Origin of the sequence: Serratia sp. LS-1, from assembly GCF_003719595.1 — a bacterium.
Taxonomy (GTDB): Bacteria; Pseudomonadota; Gammaproteobacteria; order Enterobacterales; family Enterobacteriaceae; genus Serratia; species Serratia ureilytica.
Map to the genome: position 1 here is coordinate 3,328,197 of NZ_CP033504.1, position 17,387 is coordinate 3,345,583.

General features: G+C 51.9%; 17 protein-coding genes and 2 pseudogenes. 5 read left to right on the forward strand and 14 right to left on the reverse strand.

Annotation, left to right across the window (positions count from 1 at the left end; genetic code table 11):
- Window positions 1–234: 234 nt before the first annotated feature.
- The 4 genes and pseudogenes from EDY99_RS15955 to EDY99_RS15970 all read right to left on the reverse strand — a co-directional run.
- A pseudogene (locus tag EDY99_RS15955) lies at window positions 235–451 on the reverse strand (transposase); the annotation flags it as partial.
- A 138-nt stretch (window positions 452–589) separates the two neighbouring features.
- Window positions 590–1,504 (reverse strand): hypothetical protein, encoded by a 915-nt coding sequence (locus EDY99_RS15960; RefSeq protein WP_123061920.1) that lies wholly within the window; start codon window positions 1,502–1,504, stop codon window positions 590–592.
- 42 nt (window positions 1,505–1,546) lie between these two features.
- Window positions 1,547–5,398, reverse strand: a complete 3,852-nt coding sequence (locus EDY99_RS15965) for a hypothetical protein (RefSeq protein ID WP_123061921.1) — start codon at window positions 5,396–5,398, stop codon at window positions 1,547–1,549.
- Between the two features lie 158 nt (window positions 5,399–5,556).
- A protein-coding gene (locus EDY99_RS15970; protein WP_206424498.1) for an IS3 family transposase occupies window positions 5,557–6,692 on the reverse strand; the annotation gives its coding sequence in 2 pieces (ribosomal slippage) (window positions 5,557–6,446 and window positions 6,446–6,692; 1,137 coding nt in all).
- Between the two features lie 101 nt (window positions 6,693–6,793).
- On the opposite strand from EDY99_RS15970, the pseudogene EDY99_RS15980 reads away from it, so the two are divergent.
- A pseudogene (locus tag EDY99_RS15980) lies at window positions 6,794–7,459 on the forward strand (tyrosine-type recombinase/integrase); the annotation flags it as partial.
- A 9-nt stretch (window positions 7,460–7,468) separates the two neighbouring features.
- On the opposite strand, the gene EDY99_RS15985 reads toward EDY99_RS15980, so the two are convergent.
- The 5 genes from EDY99_RS15985 to EDY99_RS16005 all read right to left on the reverse strand — a co-directional run bounded on the left by EDY99_RS15985 (window position 7,469) and on the right by EDY99_RS16005 (window position 12,727).
- Window positions 7,469–9,211: an anti-phage dCTP deaminase gene (locus EDY99_RS15985; RefSeq protein ID WP_123062184.1), complete on the reverse strand. Its 1,743-nt coding sequence runs from the start codon at window positions 9,209–9,211 to the stop codon at window positions 7,469–7,471.
- Window positions 9,212–9,561: 350 nt separating this feature from the next.
- Complete coding sequence (locus EDY99_RS15990; RefSeq protein WP_123061923.1) at window positions 9,562–9,909, reverse strand: DUF6404 family protein; 348 nt, start codon at window positions 9,907–9,909, stop codon at window positions 9,562–9,564.
- A gap of 103 nt (window positions 9,910–10,012) precedes the next feature.
- Window positions 10,013–11,674: a DUF2534 family protein gene (locus EDY99_RS15995; RefSeq protein WP_047573957.1), complete on the reverse strand. Its 1,662-nt coding sequence runs from the start codon at window positions 11,672–11,674 to the stop codon at window positions 10,013–10,015.
- A gap of 71 nt (window positions 11,675–11,745) precedes the next feature.
- A complete protein-coding gene (locus EDY99_RS16000; protein ID WP_203582798.1) occupies window positions 11,746–12,162 on the reverse strand; it encodes a DUF2946 domain-containing protein in 417 nt (138 codons plus the stop codon).
- A 112-nt stretch (window positions 12,163–12,274) separates the two neighbouring features.
- The gene (locus EDY99_RS16005; RefSeq protein WP_080301930.1) at window positions 12,275–12,727 is read right to left on the reverse strand and encodes a GNAT family N-acetyltransferase; all 453 of its coding nucleotides are present in this window, start codon (window positions 12,725–12,727) and stop codon (window positions 12,275–12,277) included.
- Window positions 12,728–12,827: 100 nt separating this feature from the next.
- Between EDY99_RS16005 and EDY99_RS16010 the strand changes: the two genes are divergently transcribed.
- Window positions 12,828–13,562, forward strand: coding sequence for a bifunctional 2-polyprenyl-6-hydroxyphenol methylase/3-demethylubiquinol 3-O-methyltransferase UbiG (locus tag EDY99_RS16010; RefSeq protein ID WP_046687694.1), 735 nt, complete (start codon window positions 12,828–12,830; stop codon window positions 13,560–13,562).
- A gap of 59 nt (window positions 13,563–13,621) precedes the next feature.
- Here the strand turns inward: EDY99_RS16010 and EDY99_RS16015 are convergent, their stop codons facing one another.
- Window positions 13,622–14,122 (reverse strand): GNAT family N-acetyltransferase, encoded by a 501-nt coding sequence (locus EDY99_RS16015; RefSeq protein WP_033651602.1) that lies wholly within the window; start codon window positions 14,120–14,122, stop codon window positions 13,622–13,624.
- A gap of 151 nt (window positions 14,123–14,273) precedes the next feature.
- Window positions 14,274–14,789 (reverse strand): DUF1543 domain-containing protein, encoded by a 516-nt coding sequence (locus tag EDY99_RS16020; protein WP_096242544.1) that lies wholly within the window; start codon window positions 14,787–14,789, stop codon window positions 14,274–14,276.
- Window positions 14,790–14,909: 120 nt separating this feature from the next.
- Here EDY99_RS16020 and EDY99_RS16025 point away from each other — a divergent pair, with 120 nt between their 5' ends.
- Complete coding sequence (locus tag EDY99_RS16025) at window positions 14,910–15,092, forward strand: YodC family protein (RefSeq protein ID WP_016929823.1); 183 nt, start codon at window positions 14,910–14,912, stop codon at window positions 15,090–15,092.
- Window positions 15,093–15,124: 32 nt separating this feature from the next.
- Here the strand turns inward: EDY99_RS16025 and EDY99_RS16030 are convergent, their stop codons facing one another.
- Together EDY99_RS16030 and EDY99_RS16035 are read right to left on the reverse strand one after the other, a co-directional pair.
- Complete coding sequence (locus EDY99_RS16030; RefSeq protein ID WP_033644139.1) at window positions 15,125–15,403, reverse strand: GNAT family N-acetyltransferase; 279 nt, start codon at window positions 15,401–15,403, stop codon at window positions 15,125–15,127.
- 1 nt (window position 15,404) lies between these two features.
- On the reverse strand, window positions 15,405–15,635 hold the full coding sequence (locus EDY99_RS16035) for a (4Fe-4S)-binding protein (protein ID WP_016929825.1): 231 nt from the start codon (window positions 15,633–15,635) through the stop codon (window positions 15,405–15,407).
- Between the two features lie 192 nt (window positions 15,636–15,827).
- Between EDY99_RS16035 and EDY99_RS16040 the strand changes: the two genes are divergently transcribed.
- On the forward strand, window positions 15,828–16,241 hold the full coding sequence (locus tag EDY99_RS16040; protein WP_016929826.1) for a DoxX family protein: 414 nt from the start codon (window positions 15,828–15,830) through the stop codon (window positions 16,239–16,241).
- Window positions 16,242–16,291: 50 nt separating this feature from the next.
- On the opposite strand, the gene smrA is transcribed toward EDY99_RS16040, so the two are convergent.
- Window positions 16,292–16,864, reverse strand: a complete 573-nt coding sequence (gene smrA, locus EDY99_RS16045; protein ID WP_123061924.1) for a DNA endonuclease SmrA — start codon at window positions 16,862–16,864, stop codon at window positions 16,292–16,294.
- Between the two features lie 184 nt (window positions 16,865–17,048).
- Here smrA and EDY99_RS16050 point away from each other — a divergent pair, with 184 nt between their 5' ends.
- A complete protein-coding gene (locus EDY99_RS16050; RefSeq protein ID WP_033644141.1) occupies window positions 17,049–17,384 on the forward strand; it encodes an MbeD/MobD family mobilization/exclusion protein in 336 nt (111 codons plus the stop codon).
- Window positions 17,385–17,387 lie beyond the last annotated feature (3 nt).

Here is a 17,387-nt window from a genome sequence, read left to right on the forward strand (position 1 = left end):
CATTGATAGGCCCAACGAAAAGCTATAGTGTTTTCGTTGGGCCTAAACGCAGGGAGACTCCCCATGACAAGAAAAACCAAGCCGTTAACCGATAGCCGCCAAACCCAAAGATGCCGATTCCCACATCACACGGGTTACACAGCGAAGACAATCTGGAGGCCATAGCCACCAACCAATATACCAGCAGTATAGCTGTGCGTGTTGATTACCACTATCCTCCGATACTTGATAACGTAGATAATTGACGAGTTCCCACTTAATCGCTGGCTTTAAAGCTTTTTCCGCTAAAGTCTTTCAGGGTCCGACATTCAAGGCTGAGATCGGCAAACATCTGTTTGAATCGCCGGTTTTCGTCCTCAAGATCCTTCATCTTTTTGATATCTGAAGCTTCCGTCCCGCCGTACTTTGCTTTCCAGTTGTAATAGGAAGCTTCGGATATTACCGCTTTGCGCATGGCGCTCTCCTCTGGGGGACATAATCAGTATGTCGGAAGGTCTCTAATGAATGGTTCGTTTTGCCGGGACACTTACACTAAGCCGTACGTCCCTCTAACTATCAGCCCTCCCTGAATGGGAAGGCGTTATTTGAGTCATGGATAAGTGATATGTCCTACAATCGCGCAGATGAGTCGATAATCGCTGACGTAGAAGATTTCCAGATTTTCTGCATTTTGCTCGCCAATAAAGAAGACCCAAGCTTTATCTTTCAGCCCTTTGCCTTTGGCCTCTATTGCCTCTGTACGGGCAGCCTCCAGCTCTTTACGAACCACAGTACGTTTAGCTTTTGACCAGCCAGCCCATTCGATGTGGAGCTGATAGCTTCTGGTCGGCTTAGGCTTACCTGCCTCATCTTTACCCCATTCCCCAGACAGCGGAATGATGAGTTTTTCTTCATTTTCAGAAAATTTTTTCCAGAGTAGTGGTGCATAAAAGATCTTCGGCTCCGGGTAGGATTGAACCTCTTTTCGGAGCTTTTTAAACGCCGTCATGTAGATTTGACCACTAATACCGGGAACATTAAGCGACATTCCCCGGTCATGCGGGAAGCGAATGAAGGCACGGCAAATATTACGGATAGCATTCACTTGGCGCCGGGATTGTCGTTCGGGTGAATTACTTTCACCAGATGCTGAGGATGCTGAACGCGTCGAACTGGACTTACTTTCACCACCAGCGATACCTGGTTCAACAACCGGGCGCTGTTCAATCAACTTTAATCCCGAGGGCATTAAACCTGGAGCACTGTCCAGTATGTTGCGGACACTCTCCTTCTGGCCCTGGCGAATTACTGTACTTTCAGCATCAGCATCACATTCATGATGATGTTGAATATGGCGTTTCTTTTTAAAGTAGGCTCTGACTTTTTTATCTTTTTCCCATGCAGCAGGATGCATGGTTATACCACATCCCCAGCATACGTAACCTTCAGTATCAACGCTATCAAGCAACCAAAGATCCTCTGCCTCCACAATCTCACGGGTACGTTTATCACGTGCAGATTCCATTACTTTCTCCTTATCGCAGAACGTTTGTATAGGCTTCTAGCCTTATTCAAACCGCTGTTCCCTTTCACTATCTTCCCTTTGTTCACGTTCTTTTTGGCGTTCGAGCCAATGACTCATTTTTTCACAAACTGTTTTGGCAGCCTCGGCGATATCTGGACGCTCGTGTTTACTCAGCGCACCGATGGCGCTTGATCTAGCTTGCATTATGTTCGCCAGGCTACCAGTCCAGGAGGATGGAGTGATTCGCTCAGCAAAAGACTCCAGCACAACTAATGGCTCAGGAGAGGCCTCTAACAGTTCTATAGCAGCTTCGTGTAGGGTTAGTACATTCTGTTCATCATTCTTTGACCAGAGAGTCACACCAGCCGCAATGGCAGCCCAAACACTGGGATCATTTCTGGCGCGGCACCATTCAATCAAGACGCTAGTACTTACATCTGCAAGAGGAGAACGGCGTAAACCGCCACGACGAATAAAGAACTGTCTTCTCTGCTGCTGTTCCTCGGTGCATTCAAAAATGCAATTGAGAAATGATTCAGGCATTAACGCAACAGTTGTTGCTATAGTCTTCTCGAATCCAAAAAAATATCCATAGTGTTCATCAATGACATTGAAAATTGTGTCCAACCACTCAATTTTTTTTGCCTCATTACCATCGAAACGCAATGCAGCATGGATAACTTGTTCCATGCGATAATCGATTGTTCCCCCTTGGTCTCTGTCGCTGTTTTGAATCCTCTGGATAGCTGCTGCAAGACCGATTAATCGAAAGTCTGCACCGAGCGTATCTGTAGATTCATCTTTACCATGAAGCTTCATGGATAGTGCATCCAAAATAACATCGTCGCCGCTAACTTTATTTATAAGGCACTTAGCAAGATCAAGTAAACGGACTCTCGGTAAATTGGCGTATTGGTCTCGCCAGAGAATTGGCTCATACATAAAAGGGCGAATGTCTGGATCATCCAAATGCTTCATGCAGCGATCCAAATCATTTACTGTAAATTTCCCCCAAGGATGCAAGCCAACCAATAGCTGTCGAAGTTCAGGATGCTGTGCACATTGGTCGAGAAACTTCTGTGCTAATGGTGGATCGACAGAGTCAACTTCTTCGATGAACCCCCCAATAACTCCAAAGTCTTTGTTAGCATCTGGTTGTTTTTCAATTTGTTCAACAAGTCGCTGCCAGCCAATACGTAGATCATGTGCCCCTCGAGCAAGTCCTCGACCAAAGACAGTACGATAAGGCATTCCACCGATGGAGAACAAATCTGCTCCTAACTCCTCAAGTACATGATTTGATAAGGCAAAGTCTTGTCCCAATTGAAGTGCTTTAGCTTCAAGTCGTTTTCCGGCTGCGGTATATTTATCGGAGTCCTCATGATCAAAATCCGCATCCAGTGCCCAATAATCATGATTTGTACTCAACACGTATGTCTTTATTGTTGGAATTAACGCAATGGGCTCCAACTCCTTCTCTAAGGCAGCAAGATTATCCGGCAACGGCTCAACATCATCTCCATCGCTACGCTTGGTATAGTCAAAATAGACCGTTGAACGAACGGCTTTCCAACCTTCCCCCCAAGGACTTAAAGCATTTAATGTACGGGCAGCATCGACGAGTTTGTCTCGCATTGCTTCTTGAAACCAAATTCCCCTGAATTTGTCAGCCAGGATTGATCTTGCAGGCCTTTCAAGCTCCGGATCTCCGGATTCCGCTAATTGGATAATGACGCCAATAAAGGCGCTGCGCCATTCGACAAGCTCATCATAGTTGGGTTCGTATCCATAGTCTCTTGGTCGAGCTCCAAACTCACCAACCCCAAACCCTGACCACTGTGGGCCATCCAGGGCAGTTGACAGCATCTTTAAGCCCAAAGATTTACGCGTAATAATACTTGATGCAATGCATTCGTTCATTAAAGCAATACGCTGACTTAGGGATGCATGAGTACCAGACAGATACGCCTGGAAAAACCTTGGAACCATGTTTCGAGCAGAATCCAAGTTATTATTATCGGCTTCGTCCTCTGCCATTTGAATAAGAAGCCTGGCGCATCGTTCAAAGGCATTCGGTTCGTATGCCATCATTTGTAAAAGACGCAGAATACTACGTCGCTGCGGATTGTAGCCCGGTTCCATACCTTTGAAATCAGATGATGAGAGTACGGCCTCAATCCTGTTGAGCAATGCTTCAGGTGCAACCGGTCCGATATACCCAAGTATTCGTAACGAAATATCATTTAACTCGGCTATTCTTCCTAACATCCCTTCAGGCTGAAGCCAGGCTTCTACAATTTCTTTCGCAACAGGATGGTCATGCAACAACCCCAAGCGATGCGAAAAAGACATTAATAAACGCTCACAATCCGGAGCTTCAAAAGTCGCCCTAAGTTGATCGACGGGAATAATGTCGAGTGCGGATGCTGCCAATCTGTTAGCAATGGCATGAGGTAAGATAGCTCTCCAGTGAGATCTTTTCTGAACGATATGACGTTCCATCAGCTTCGTAACGGCTTTAAATAACTGGGTTCTGGAATACCCAAAGAGCGCCCCTAATATTTCCAGTTCATCGGTAGCAGCATCTGGACTAGATACCGAGAATGAATACACCAGTGACAATATTTCAGCTTGCTCCCGTAAATTACCATCAGGATGATTACGCTGTTCAAACAAGCGATTAAACAACTGCGCATCAGAAAGTAGAGCCAAACTCTCGCCTTCCTCCCCTCTCTCAGCTATAGCCAAAGCAACCCTTGCATTCCCATCTGCAAACTCAGCAATACGACGGGCATTATTCTGACCAATAGAAGGGAAGCGACGGATAAGAAGTTGCTCTGCCACCTCTGGACCATCTGTCTCAATATGGATGACCTCAGTTGTCTGTGGTTTGTCATCCCTAATGTCGTACTCGATTGTGATGAGGCTTACTTCTTTTCCTGCGGCTGATACCTTGCTGGCAAGCGAAGCATGGAGTTCTGATGGACAATTATCAAGGATCATAATTGCTCGTCGCTCCTCAGCGATCAGCTTATCAAGCATTGCTGTAGCCGACGGTACTGGCTCAAAGCCAGTATCAACATAAATAGCTACTGTCCGGTCAAGCGCATCTGTTCCAACAGTTTCATCAAAGAGCGCCTGAACGATCCGAGTCTTCCCGACACCAGATAATCCTGTAATACGAACCGCCTTATTCGTCGAACGGATAAGTTCTCGCATTGGGCTAATTGCTTCATCAATTTTGAGTTTTTGCCCCTTTCCCGACGGTAAAGTAATGGTTACACCCGGGGCTGAGATTAAAGTGTCTGTAACACCTTGGGGCGGATTGCTCCAGGCTCCGTAAGGTTGCCACCCGGAATATCCTTGCCCAAGCTTCCCTTTTACCCACAGCATTACTGATGGATGTTGGCGCAGCCATTGAATGAGTTTGGAACGGTCGTAGAAATCGAGATGAAGATTGCTTTTGTTAGGATCATCTTTTACTGCATCCATCATCGCTTTGAGTCGATCCGCCTTTCCTGACGGCGAGCAATCATCACCCAGGCTGACAATGATGTAGCTGCCTTTTTTTCTGGCTTGTTCAGAGATTATGGGTGAAAGCGCGTTGCCGGTGCCCATTTCCTTCTCAATTGTAGCCTTTGGCATTTTATGTTTCTTTGCCTGAAAGACCGTATTAGGCCTTATAAGAAAGCCTGGTTTCAGTTGATCAACTGGAACCTGAACATGGATATCAATTCCTCCGTCAGGGGCTGTAATTGAGCCAGACCAATTTACACATGCAGGGCTATGACCATGTATTGTCACTTCAGCTTCTGCTAGCCGAGCTATCAGCTCTTCTAGCTGAGTATCGGAGAGCCGAAGTAATTCATCCTTTTCAATGTCAAAGATTGCCACGTATTCACCTTAGTAAAAAAATTCTGTCATGGTTCGTACACTAGGGACACTTACTCATCCGTACCTCGCACATAAGAGCGGGTAAGCGCTGTTTGAGTTTTCCGCTTTGCCTGGATGAAAACCTGGACTGACCCCACGCTCGTAGACAAATTCTGTCCTCACGACGAGGCCCGTTCAAAGGCCTCCGGACTGACGCCGCCGAGGTGACTGTGACGCCGGCCCCGGTTGTAGAACACTTCAATGTAATCGAAGATATCCGCCCGGGCCAGATCCCGGGTTTTGTATATTCTCTTCCTGATGCGTTCTTTTTTCAGTGAACTGAAGAACGATTCGGCCACTGCATTATCCCAACAGTTACCACGCCGGCTCATACTGGGTGCCAGGTTATTGGCCCGACAGAACCGTTGCCAGTCGTCGCTGCCATACTGGCAACCCTGGTCTGAGTGCACGATGACCTCGCTGTCCGGTCTACGTCGCCAGACCGCCATCATCAGCGCATCCAGTGCCAGTTCGCGTGAGAGGGTCGGCTTCATCGACCAGCCCACCACGTTACGGGCGAAGAGGTCGATAACCACCGCCATATACAACCAGCCCTGCCAGGTGCGGATGTAAGTGATGTCGGTGACCCAGACCTGATTGGCCCGGACAACGGTAAACTGCCGCTGTACGCGATTAGGGGCAACCACCGAAGGTCGGCCGGCGATACGCCGTGGTGCTTTATAGCCCCGCACGGCTTTAATCCGGTTCAGTTGCATAAGACGGCCCACCCGGTTTTTGCCGCAGGTTTCCCCGATTTCGTTCAGATCGCCATGAACCCGCCGGTAACCGTATACGCCTCCGCTCAGTGAATATGAATCACGGATAAGCGTCAGCAGACGCTGGTTATCTTTATCACGCGCCGAGACCGGGTTGTGCAGCCACGCGTAGAACCCGGCCCGGGCGACATGCAGTACCCGACACATCGTCATCACACCCCATACAGTGCGGTGCTCATTGATAAAGCGGTACTTCAGTCGGGCTCCCTTGCAAAGTACCGCGCGGCCTTTTTCAGGATATCCCGTTCTTCTTCGGTACGTTTTAGCTGTGCCCGTAGTTTCAGGATCTCGCTTTTGGCTTCCAGTAAATCCCTGGCATGCTGTTCGCTGGTATCAGGTTTGATAGCTCGTAGCCACTTATAGAGGCTGTGTGCAGAAACACCCAAACGGTCAGATACTTCGGCAACGGAATAACCGCGTTCCGTTATCTGACGGACGGCTTCTTCCTTAAATTCAGGTGTAAATCGTGGTGTGCCCATACGCTCCTCCTATGCTCAAACTATAGGGCAGGATCGTCTACCGGGGTGGGGTCAGTCCAACTATAGGGCAGGATCGTCTACCGGGATGGGGTCAGTCCAGTGAGGTACGTAACGAAGAAGGCGCGCTAATGTCGCCAGTAAAACCACGCACGGTAAACCTTGAACAGCGTAACTTATCATCCGTTTTTGGCACCCTGAAGAAGCTGAGGCACAGGCCAGCGCCTAACCCACTCGCCGGGCTACCGACATTCAAAATCGCAGAGGATGAATTGGCATTCTTGGCCTTGGACGAAATTAAACGCCTGCTTGATGCCTGCGCTGATTCTCAAAGCCCTAGCCTATTGATGATCGCAAAGGTATGCCTAGCTACCGGCGCGCGATGGAGTGAAGCCGAAAACCTTCAAGGCCATCATTTATCAAAATACCGGATCACCTATACCAAAACCAAAGGCAAGAAAAACCGAACTGTACCGATATCTCAGGAGCTATACGACGAACTACCCAAAAACAGGGGGAAGCTGTTCACGCCATGCAGAAAAGCTTTTGAACGGGCAGTGAAACGGGCCAGTATAGACTTACCAACGGGACAATGCACTCATATGCTACGCCATACTTTCGCCAGTCATTTCATAATGAACGGTGGAAACATACTTGTTTTGAGAGATATTTTGGGTCATTCTGATATCAAGATGACCATGGTATATTCACACTTTTCACCAGATCATCTTGAAGACGCAGTTTATAAAAACCCACTCAACTTTTTATAATGTACAGACTTACATTGATAAATAATCCAACTCATCTTTCATAGGAATAATTTGTTCATATAATCGATGATATGATTTACCAATTGCCCCTCTAAATTGAATTAATTTAGGTGGATTATTACCTATATTAATAATATGATCTTGTGCAATGCCTGGATAAGGATCAATGAAAATTATTTCAGCGACCTCTAGTTGATATGCTTTTTTTGCACAAAGCTCACAAGGACTTGCTGTAGTATACAACTTACCACCTTGCACACCAACGCCACCATATTTAGATAATTGTAAAAAGGCATTTTCTTCAGCATGTAAAGCTCTGGTATGGACCTGATTCCCTTTTTTATCATCATCAAGACTATTATGAATATCCTTGAAGCAATATGACAAATTACGTCCTTTAAAAATTTCAGAACTTGATTCAATCGCTCTAAACTTTATTAAATTACTTTTAGCTTTCTTTCTAAAAAGAGCATCATTTCGCTCATATGAGCTATATACTTTCGAATCAAAATCATTGATCAACCCATCGAGCGATCTCATTGAACATGGTATCTGCCCTTTAGCTACATCATTCCAACCAACTGATTTAATTGAATTATCATTATCTGTAACAACGGCACCGACCTGCCTCGATATACATCCAGAGTTTAATTTAACAGTATATGCGACCTGCATAACTCGCTCCATCGCTGTAGGAGTGATCAATCCAGGATGCTTCATTAGAGCGATATACCATGCAAGTTGTGCTTTAAGTATATTATTGTTATCAAACTCATTTTTAGGATTATAAAGATGTATATCCGAAATTTCTATGCATTTAGTTACATTAGGATTCGTTAAATGTTTATATTGATTGTCTTTATCTCCTTTTCCTGACTCAATATCATCAATGTGTTTAATGCGCTCAGATGAAAATTTGTGTAGCTTCTGTAAATATTTTTTCCTATGCTCATCCGGAGCATTAATTGATACCAGATGGAATGCAGCATATCTATCTTTAAAGAATTTAGCTTCATATGGATTACGTATAGCATCAATAACTACTAATGCCTTACCATCTTGGCTTTTTCTAATTAGCTTAATGACCCTATTGATAGTTTCAGGCAAATGAAATACCGATTTTGGATCAAATTCTTCTGTTTCATAATTTGTTTTTATTTCACCAAGCCGTCTAACAGATTTTCCAGCAGCCTGATAAGTTGATACATAAAGACCTGTATTTATCTCATTAAGTTCTTTTTTGAAGTTATTAGTGAAAAACCTAACCAAATGCAATGTTTTTCTTATGTTAGATACATCTAGATTATCGAGATCTAATTCTTGACCATGATCAATAAGTGCTTTTAAGATATCCGTCCTTATTTTTCTAAGTTGTGTTTTTGAAAATGCTCCTTCATTAAGTATCTTGTTCAATTTATCTTCATCAATGCTATCTTTAGTTGACGACGTGATGAAGTGTGAAAGTTCAGTATGTGACATTGCTAACAAATAAACTGATAGCAAGTCACTAACCTTGATTGAGTAAAATGCCTCCCAATGACTCTCAGTGAAATCCTTAACTATCTTATAACGCTGCAAATCTAAACCATTATAAAAATCAGTTAATTTATCCACATCGGGAAATACTGTTTCATTACTTTCTAAAATAGTTGCTGCTGTAGTACAACCAGAACCAGTTCTCCCAGTTAGGCCAACTAGAATAAACTGCCCATTTTCTAAAAAAAGTTCACTTACAAATTTCTGCGTTTTCATATATCCCCACATCGAAAAGTATTGATATTTTATATTTTTTTCATCACTTCCAGTATAAATTATCGTAGGTAGATGTTCTATTGCATCAGTATAATTGGCGGCAAAATGGCGACAGAAGAGTAAAAAGGCATAACACTTGCTAATACGTCACAATGCCAAACCAATGATAATACTGATAAATTATTGAATTTCAACCATTAATAATAGTATGTAGTAATTTCGGACGGGAGTTCAAATCCCCCCAGCTCCACCAAATACGTCGCCAGTGAACCAGATAGACCCGGCGATAATAGCGAAAAAGCCCACAACTTCGGTTGCGGGCTTTTTTGTTTTTGTTCTTCACTAACGTGTCAAAGATCGTTCCAGTCCGGCAGCCTGTTCGCCTTTTTCCGCCTGTAGTGGAAAAGCGCCATAAAAAAGCCAAACAACAGGCCGGCGGCGAGGCTTAATGTCAGGGCCTCTTCATTAGTATATCCCTGATTTTTCCATACCATGAACCACATCAGCACGCCCCACAGCGGGCCAAACCAAATGCCGAAGAACAGCATATTCAGCCAGAAAGGCGCAAACCGTGGCGGTGGCATATTCACGTCCATTCGCCACAGCAGGCGCAAGATTGGCGGCGCGTAGTTGCTCCTCCACATCTTCTTTTCCTCCATCAGCGCTATCACCTTGTCCCTGCGTTGTTCAAACGTCATCGTTCGCTTCCTTTCAGTGGAAATTGCCTATCCGGTGAGATGATACGCGCTTAAGCCCCTTTCCCAAATATCCGGCATGCCCGCAGGCATGCCGGACGCTACCTCACCGCCCCTCTTTTTCCCCCAGGAAGAAATACCATAGCGGAATGGAAAGCAGCAGGGTGAACACCAGCGTATACAGCAGCACCATCAGGCTCTGCATGATCACCATCTGTGCGCTCCAGTCACCGATCGGCAGCTGAAACTGTTCGACGGTGCCACCGAGGATCGCCCGGCCCATCACGCAGCCGACCGCCACCGCCACTGTCGCCACCGCCGCGCGGAACTTGCGCACCTCGGCGCGGCGGGCGGCCGCTTCCGGCGTTTCGTCCCGAAGCCCTTGCCGCTGGCCGCGCCAGCGCCCTACGTCCACCAGCAGCAACGCCGCGAGGCTCACGCCCATTACCGGCAGGCAATAACCCAGCGCCGCTGCTACCAGCAGCGTGACGGCGCGGGCAGGCAGGGAAAGCGCCAGCCAGGCGGCAACCAGGGTCTGCACCGGATGCTGCGTCCCCGCCGCCGGGCGGCGACTCCACCACATGCGGTAACCCAGCACGATCGTCAGGCACAGCCCGAGGCCGAACGCCGCCAGCAGCAGCTGATTCGGCAAGCCGAACAGAATGCCCATGTGGGCGTCGATGCCCCAGCGGGTCAGCTTGGCGATGAGCGGGAAGGTGTCGAACCGGACCTGGTCGACGACGGCGAAGCTTTGCGGCGCGATGGCAACCGCGTCCACCTGCGTCGGCCAGCTGCGATCCACTTCGGTCACCGTCCAGGCTTTGCCCTCGCCTTTCGGCTGGCGCAGCTCGACCTTGGCGGCGTCTATTCCGGCGGCGCGCGCGGCGTGCAACGCCCGATCCCAATCGCCGTTCAGCGCATTGCTTTGCGCGGCAGGGCCCATCTTCATGCCCGGCATCATCCCGCGGTGCTCGGCGTGCGGATCGGTCGGCGTCTGCGGCGCATCGGCCTGCAGGCTGGTGTTGACCTGCGGCGTCAGCCAGCCCAGGTTGGCCCGCAGCGCGTCGATGTTGCCGCCGGCCCACTGCGACCAGGTCAACCCGGTAGCCGAGAAGAACAGCAGCCCGGCCAGCAGCGCCACGCCCAGCGTGATATGCCAATGGCGGTTAGCGGCGAAGCCCCCTTTCACCCTTTTCAGCTTGCGCTTCGGCCGCGTCGCCAGCCACAGCGCCACGCCGCCCAGCGCGGCCACCCACAGCCAGGAGGCCGCCAGCTCGCTGTAGTTGCGCCCCAGATCGCCAAGCAGCAGGCTGCTGTGCAGCTTGTCCAGCCAGGTGCGCAGCGGCAGTACGCCGGAAGTGCCGTACACCGTCATATCGCCCTTGATCGCCAGGGTATAGGGATCGACAAACAGCGCACGCGACTCGGAAGCGCCCAGATCGGCACTCGTGAACTGTACGCGCGTGGTGTCCATTGCGCCGGGAGCCGGACGCACGGCGTAAATGCGCGCCTCGTCACCCGCCGCACGGCGGGCGGCGGCGATCTGGTCAGCCAGCGATCTCGCCTGCCCGTGCGGTTCGGTGAAAAGCGCATCGCGATACAGCGCCTCTTCAAGCTGCGGGGTCAGCACATACAGCGTGCCGGACAGTGCAGCGACCAGAATAAAAGGTGCGACCAGCAGGCCGATATAAAAATGCAGCCGTCTGATCAGGTTCAGCATCGCGCCACGCGGCGATGCGGCAGGTGGAGTTTTGGTTATTGAAGACATGGCCTTTCTCGTTTTTCAAACTGTGCGCGCAGGCAAACCGTCCGCAGCGATACGGACGGCGTTACCCATGATCAAGCAATAGGGAAAAACGGCTGGCCGGGCGGCCCGCGCGGGCTCGGCCGCAGAGTAAGGCGCCGAAGGGGCGGAGAAACGATGCGCGGCGCGCAAGGCAGGCGCGCGATACGCGCCATCAGCCACAGCAGCGGGACGAATGTCCACAGCAGCAGCGGCACGTGGATCAGCAGCTCGCAATAGCCGCAGAAAATCATCTCCGCCGGGTCCATGCCGTGGTGGCCGGCATGCTCGGCGGCGGGCATCGCCATCCCGTGCATGTCGTGCGGCATGGCGGCGTCCGTCTGAGCCATGCCGCCCATCATTGGGTGGTGCATCAGCGATTTCGACACCACCGGCGCCACAAACAGCAACAGCACCGCCATAATGGCGATGCAGGCGGTAAAGCGTTGCTGTAGCTGACGTGGCACTCTCATCGCGGCGGCGAATTAACCCGGTCGGTGGCGAACAAGCGGCCAGTGTAACCCGCGATGCGCGATGAGGTGAAAGAAAAGTCAGGTTTGTCTTACCCGCCCCCGGCGAGGGCGATCACAGCGCCCGCGAGTAGACCCGCGAGGCTTCGCCCCAGGGGTGATAGCCGAGCCCGTTATAAACGAAGCCGCTGCGCTCGTAGTAGCCTTCCAGATCGGTGCACAGGTGCAGCTGCGAGAAGCCCAGCCGGCGGGTTTCCGCCGCTACATGCTCAATCAGTTTGGCGCCGTAGCCCCTGCCACGCTGCGTCTCTTCTACGTAGAGCGCGCACAGCCAGGGATACAATTCCCCACGGCTGATAAAGTCGTTGGTAATCAGCCCCGCACAGCCGAGGATCTGGTCATTTTCCATCAGCAGGTACCACTGCGGCAGCGGGTTGGCGGCGCCGAGGCTGCGGTTGATGGCGTCTTCATACATCATCAGCGTCTCTGCCGTGGCCCAGTGCCGCTGAAAATACGCAATGGCGCGCGGCGCCAGCTCGGGCGCTTGCCGCACCGAAATCATGTCCATCGTCATTCCCGTTATTCATGTTGTCAGCGTAGAATTATGCAGCAATATGCACGGTATGGCAGCGGCATTCCGCCGCCGTCATTCACCCCAAGGAGTCATCATGACGCAAAATATCTATGACAATCAGGCCTTCTTCGACGGCTATGCGCAGCTCAGCCGCTCGCAGCACGGCCTGGACGGCGCGCCGGAATGGCCCGCCATCCGCCGCATCCTGCCGGATTTGCAGGGAAAAAGCGTGGTCGATCTCGGCTGCGGCTACGGCTGGTTCTGCCGCAGCGCGCGCGAACAGGGCGCAGCCAGCGTGCTGGGGCTGGACGTTTCGGAAAAGATGCTGGCCAAGGCGCGGGAGATGACCGCCGACGCGGGTATCGAGTACCGTCGGCAGGATTTGGCGCAGCTGCAGCTGCCGCCGGAAAGTTACGATCTGGTCTACAGCTCGCTGACGCTGCACTACCTCGAGGATCTGGCCGCCTTGTTCGCCACGGTGTACGCCGCGCTGAAACCCGGCGGGCAGTTCATCTTCACCGCCGAGCACCCGATCTACACCGCCCCGGCGCAGCAGGGCTGGCTGACCGACGGCAACGGGCAGAAATCCTGGCCGGTCAACGGCTACCAACGGGAAGGCCGGCGCGTCTCCAACTGGCTGGCGGAAGGCGTCATCAAGCAGCACCGCACACTCGGCAGCTATATCAACCCGCTGGCGCAGCAAGGGTTTATCATCCAGCATTTGAACGAATGGGGCCCCAGCGCGCAGCAAATCGCCGCTACCCCGGCGCTGGACGAAGAGCAGGAACGCCCGATGATCTTCATTCTCGCCGCCCGCAAACCCGCCTGATTTATCCGCAGTAAACCGTTCACACCACCACAGTTGGGGAGGCCGCCTCCCCCCAACGGCTATTGTACCGGCAGCGCCGCCCCGTGCGCCGCGAAGTGCGTTAGCGCCTCGCCCTCCATGCGATAACGCACCCACTCGCCCTGCGGCTGCGCGCCGATGCTGAGGTAGAAATCGATAGCCGGCTGATTCCAGTCCAGCACGCTCCACTCCAGGCGGCCGCACTGCCGCTCGCACGCCAGTTGGGCGATGTGCCGCAGCAGCGTTTTACCGGCGCCCGCGCCGCGATGCTTTGGCGCCACGTACAGGTCTTCCAGATAGATGCCGTTTTTACCCAACCAGGTGGAGTAACTCATAAAGAACACCGCATAACCCGCCGGCTCGCCGTTTACCGTACAAATCAGCGCTTCGGAACAGGCGCCCGGCCCAAACAGGCTGCGTTCGATGTCCTCCACGCTGGCCCGCACCTGCTCGCGCGCCTTTTCGTACACCGCCAGCTCGATAATCATATCCAGAATCAGTTTGGCGTCGCTTTTTTGCGCCGGGTAAATCTCAATGGTCATGGCAAGTCCCGTGTGAGTTGATGGCCGTGCTTGCCAGCATACAGCGCCTCTCATGCTGCATGAACGGCATTTTCATCAACAGGCAATGAATATCATGCATCTGGATTTGAAACGCCTCGATCTCAACCTGCCGCGGGTGTTCGAAGCGGCGTTATAACGCGGGTTCGCCGATCGGCAGATACCCTTGCCACAGCGGCCGGGCCGGTTCGCCGTGCGGGTTGGCGCGCAGATGAACGTGGTAGCCCTGCAGCGCCTGCAGCAGCAGGCAGTCGTCCACCTCAGCCAGATCATCTTTGTGCTGCTGCGCGCTGTCCGTCAGCAGCGCCCGTTTGGCTTTCTCCTTCGCCTCGTCGGCGGAGCGCGCCACAAACAGACCGAACTGGTGCAATTCCGCCAGCTCATCGCTGCGGTAGCCGCCCACGTTGACGAAAAACAGCTTCTCTTCACCGGTAAACGGCGCAGGCTCTAGACTCACGTCGTAACCGTCCGCCCAGTCGATGCGCGCATAGCCGTCGACATGCACCTTGCGCTTATCGCCGAACCACTTTTCGCGCAGCAGCGGATACGCTTCTTCCGGCCGATCCGCCGCCGCGAACTGCACGTCGTGCAACTCAATATTGGCGCCCGGCGCCGTACCGCCCACATAAAACATCAATAATCCCGGCATGTTAGTCTGCTCTCCCTGGTGATAATCGCTGTATAATTTAATACATAACGAAACACCTGCCAACGGCGGCGCCATTCTGTGTTATCAATAGATGAGGTTTAATCTGTTGTGGAGGAACGCATGGCATTCAATATCGGTGATTTTGTACAACGCACCACCGGCGGCCCGAAGATGACCGTGGTGGCGATCGACGGCGAAACCCTGGTTTGCAGCTGGAATGAACTGGGTAAAGAACAGCGTACGGAGGTGCAGGCCAACGAGGTGGCGCTGTACCACGAAGACGGCGATTTCGGCGTCTGCTGAATGATCGGGGCGCGCCGCGCCCCGTTATCGCCTCAGGCGCGAATGTCCTGGTAGGCTGGGGTGGTATCGAACTCATGCTTGGCGAACGGGCACAGCGGAATGATTTTACGCTGCTCCGCGCGCATTTTCTCCACCACCAACGCCACCAGCTTTTTGCCGACGCCCTGCCCCTTCAATGACTCATCCACCCAGGTGTGATCGATAATGGTCAGCTTGTCGCCGCTCGGCACGAAAGAGATCTCGGCGATCAACTTGCCGTGCTCGTCATTGATATAAAAACGCTTCTCGTCCGCCAGTATTTTATGATCCATATTATTTCTCCCTATATTTCAGTGCGCCGCTGGGGCAAGTATCGATAACGCGTTTCACTTCGGCCGCGTCGGCATTGTCCGGCATAATCCACGGCCGGCGATTCAGGGTAAAAATAGCCGCGTTGCCACGCACGCAGTTGGCGGAATGGCGGCATATCGCGCTGTTAAAATAAACGTCAATCTTGTCGCCGGAATAACGGCGGTAACCGGCGGCGGTCAATTCTTCATCCATCATGGCCTCACATTGCCCGTTTTATTGTTTTTGCTCCAGGCTCAAGTATAGGCAATGCCGCCGGCTTCACCACGCCTCTCGTCCGCCGAAAAAAGCGGCGCAACCGCCCGCCGCAGCTAGAAAAAAACGTAAATTGTTCTAATCTTTAATCAGCAAGACAACATAATTCCGACAGTGGCTAAGGAGTTCGAAATGGGTGATAGCTCAAAAGACGGCGTAATTCTGCTGTCCCGCATTCTACTGATGGTTCTGTTTATCATTTTCGGCTGGATGAAACTGGTCAACTTCGGTGCGACCGTCACGGCGATGGAAGGCTATGGCACGCCGATGCCTTATTTGGCGGCGATTGTCGCCGTGGTGGTGGAGTTTATTTTCGGCATCGCGCTTATTCTCGGCCTGTTTACTCGGCCTATCGCGGTCATTTTCGCCCTGTATGTGTTGGGCACCGCGTTTATCGGCCATCCGTTCTGGAAAATGACCGGTATGGAAATGATGGGCAACGAAATTAATTTCTTTAAAAACATCAGCATCATTGGTGGTTTGTTGTTGCTAGCGGTAACCGGCGCCGGCCGTTATTCGCTGGACTATAAAATATTTAATAAATAATTCATCGATGGCCGGCGATATGCGCCGGCCATTTTATTTCGGCTATCCTTTCACCGGCTGCGCTTGGCGTGGCGCTCAAAGTTTTCCGCCCTGGCCTGCGCCGATTTACGCAGCGTGACATAGCAGGCGCCCTCGCCGCCGTCGCGCGGTAAGGCGCGGCAAAACGCCTGCACCTGTTCAAACTGCGCCAGCCATTTGGCGATGTAACTGCGCACGATATTCGGATGGCTTTCGTTCTGCCGCCCGCGGCCGTGCACGATAAGCAGCGAACGCAGGTTTTGCGCCTCCGCCTGCATAATGAAGCGGAACAGCGCCTGCCGGCTGGCTTCAACCGGCTGACGCAGCAAATTCAGCGACGCCTGCGGCGGGTAACGCCCATTGCGCAGCTTGTCCAGCACGCCCTGCTGAATGCCTTCCCCTTTGAACTCCAGCGGCCGATCGCAGGGGATCACCTCGAGGAAATCGGTGCTGAGGAAGTTTTCCTGCCGCAGCCGCTGCGCTTCGCGCCGCGCGCTTTTGTCCACCGCCTCCTGCGGCTTGAGGTACAGCGTCTGCCGCCTGCTCGCCAGCGGCACCACGTCTGCCATCGCCTGTTCAAAAAAGTCTTTTTCCTGCTCGCTCATGTTCCACCTCTCTTGAACGGCAGCCTTTACGGCCGGGGATGGGGACGATTGTAAGACGCCTTGGCGCGGTTGCAAGCCGGGAATTGTCAGCGGCATTTGTCTCAATTGTCGTCAACGGGTGAGCTTGCGAGCAGTTTTCGCTATACTGCTAAGCCATCATTGAGTGCCGCAAAGGATCGAGCCCATGACAATGCGCGAGCTGGAAATCCAGTTTCAAAATGCGATGAATGAGTTGCAGAGCAGCTTCGAACGGCAACACCGCGAATGGCAGCGGAGCTACCAGGCGCTGCAGCAACTGCTGGAAGAAGCCAAACAGCGCGAAGCCGCGCTGCGGGCGCAGAATGAACAACTGGCGCGCAAACTGAGCACCGCCAGTTCGGTGCCGGAGCAGCATGCGCTGGTCAAGCAGATCAAAATGCTCGGCGCCCATCTGGACGCGCTGGCCAAAGACGCGGCCACCTTCAATCACCACCTGCGCCAACAGAGCGCGGTCGGTAATTTCAGCGGCGAACAGCATTGATAG

Bases quoted from the DNA above. Each gene is read 5' to 3' on its own strand.
- EDY99_RS15960 (WP_123061920.1), bottom strand. From the start codon at position 1,504: ATGGAATCTGCACGTGATAAACGTACCCGTGAGATTGTGGAGGCAGAG.
- EDY99_RS15985 (WP_123062184.1), bottom strand. From the start codon at position 9,211: ATGAAAACGCAGAAATTTGTAAGTGAACTTTTTTTAGAAAATGGGCAG.
- EDY99_RS15990 (WP_123061923.1), bottom strand. From the start codon at position 9,909: ATGACGTTTGAACAACGCAGGGACAAGGTGATAGCGCTGATGGAGGAA.
- EDY99_RS15995 (WP_047573957.1), bottom strand. From the start codon at position 11,674: ATGTCTTCAATAACCAAAACTCCACCTGCCGCATCGCCGCGTGGCGCG.
- EDY99_RS16000 (WP_203582798.1), bottom strand. From the start codon at position 12,162: ATGAGAGTGCCACGTCAGCTACAGCAACGCTTTACCGCCTGCATCGCC.
- EDY99_RS16005 (WP_080301930.1), bottom strand. From the start codon at position 12,727: ATGGACATGATTTCGGTGCGGCAAGCGCCCGAGCTGGCGCCGCGCGCC.
- EDY99_RS16010 (WP_046687694.1), top strand. From the start codon at position 12,828: ATGACGCAAAATATCTATGACAATCAGGCCTTCTTCGACGGCTATGCG.
- EDY99_RS16015 (WP_033651602.1), bottom strand. From the start codon at position 14,122: ATGACCATTGAGATTTACCCGGCGCAAAAAAGCGACGCCAAACTGATT.
- EDY99_RS16020 (WP_096242544.1), bottom strand. From the start codon at position 14,789: ATGCCGGGATTATTGATGTTTTATGTGGGCGGTACGGCGCCGGGCGCC.
- EDY99_RS16025 (WP_016929823.1), top strand. From the start codon at position 14,910: ATGGCATTCAATATCGGTGATTTTGTACAACGCACCACCGGCGGCCCG.
- EDY99_RS16030 (WP_033644139.1), bottom strand. From the start codon at position 15,403: ATGGATCATAAAATACTGGCGGACGAGAAGCGTTTTTATATCAATGAC.
- EDY99_RS16035 (WP_016929825.1), bottom strand. From the start codon at position 15,635: ATGGATGAAGAATTGACCGCCGCCGGTTACCGCCGTTATTCCGGCGAC.
- EDY99_RS16040 (WP_016929826.1), top strand. From the start codon at position 15,828: ATGGGTGATAGCTCAAAAGACGGCGTAATTCTGCTGTCCCGCATTCTA.
- smrA (WP_123061924.1), bottom strand. From the start codon at position 16,864: ATGAGCGAGCAGGAAAAAGACTTTTTTGAACAGGCGATGGCAGACGTG.
- EDY99_RS16050 (WP_033644141.1), top strand. From the start codon at position 17,049: ATGACAATGCGCGAGCTGGAAATCCAGTTTCAAAATGCGATGAATGAG.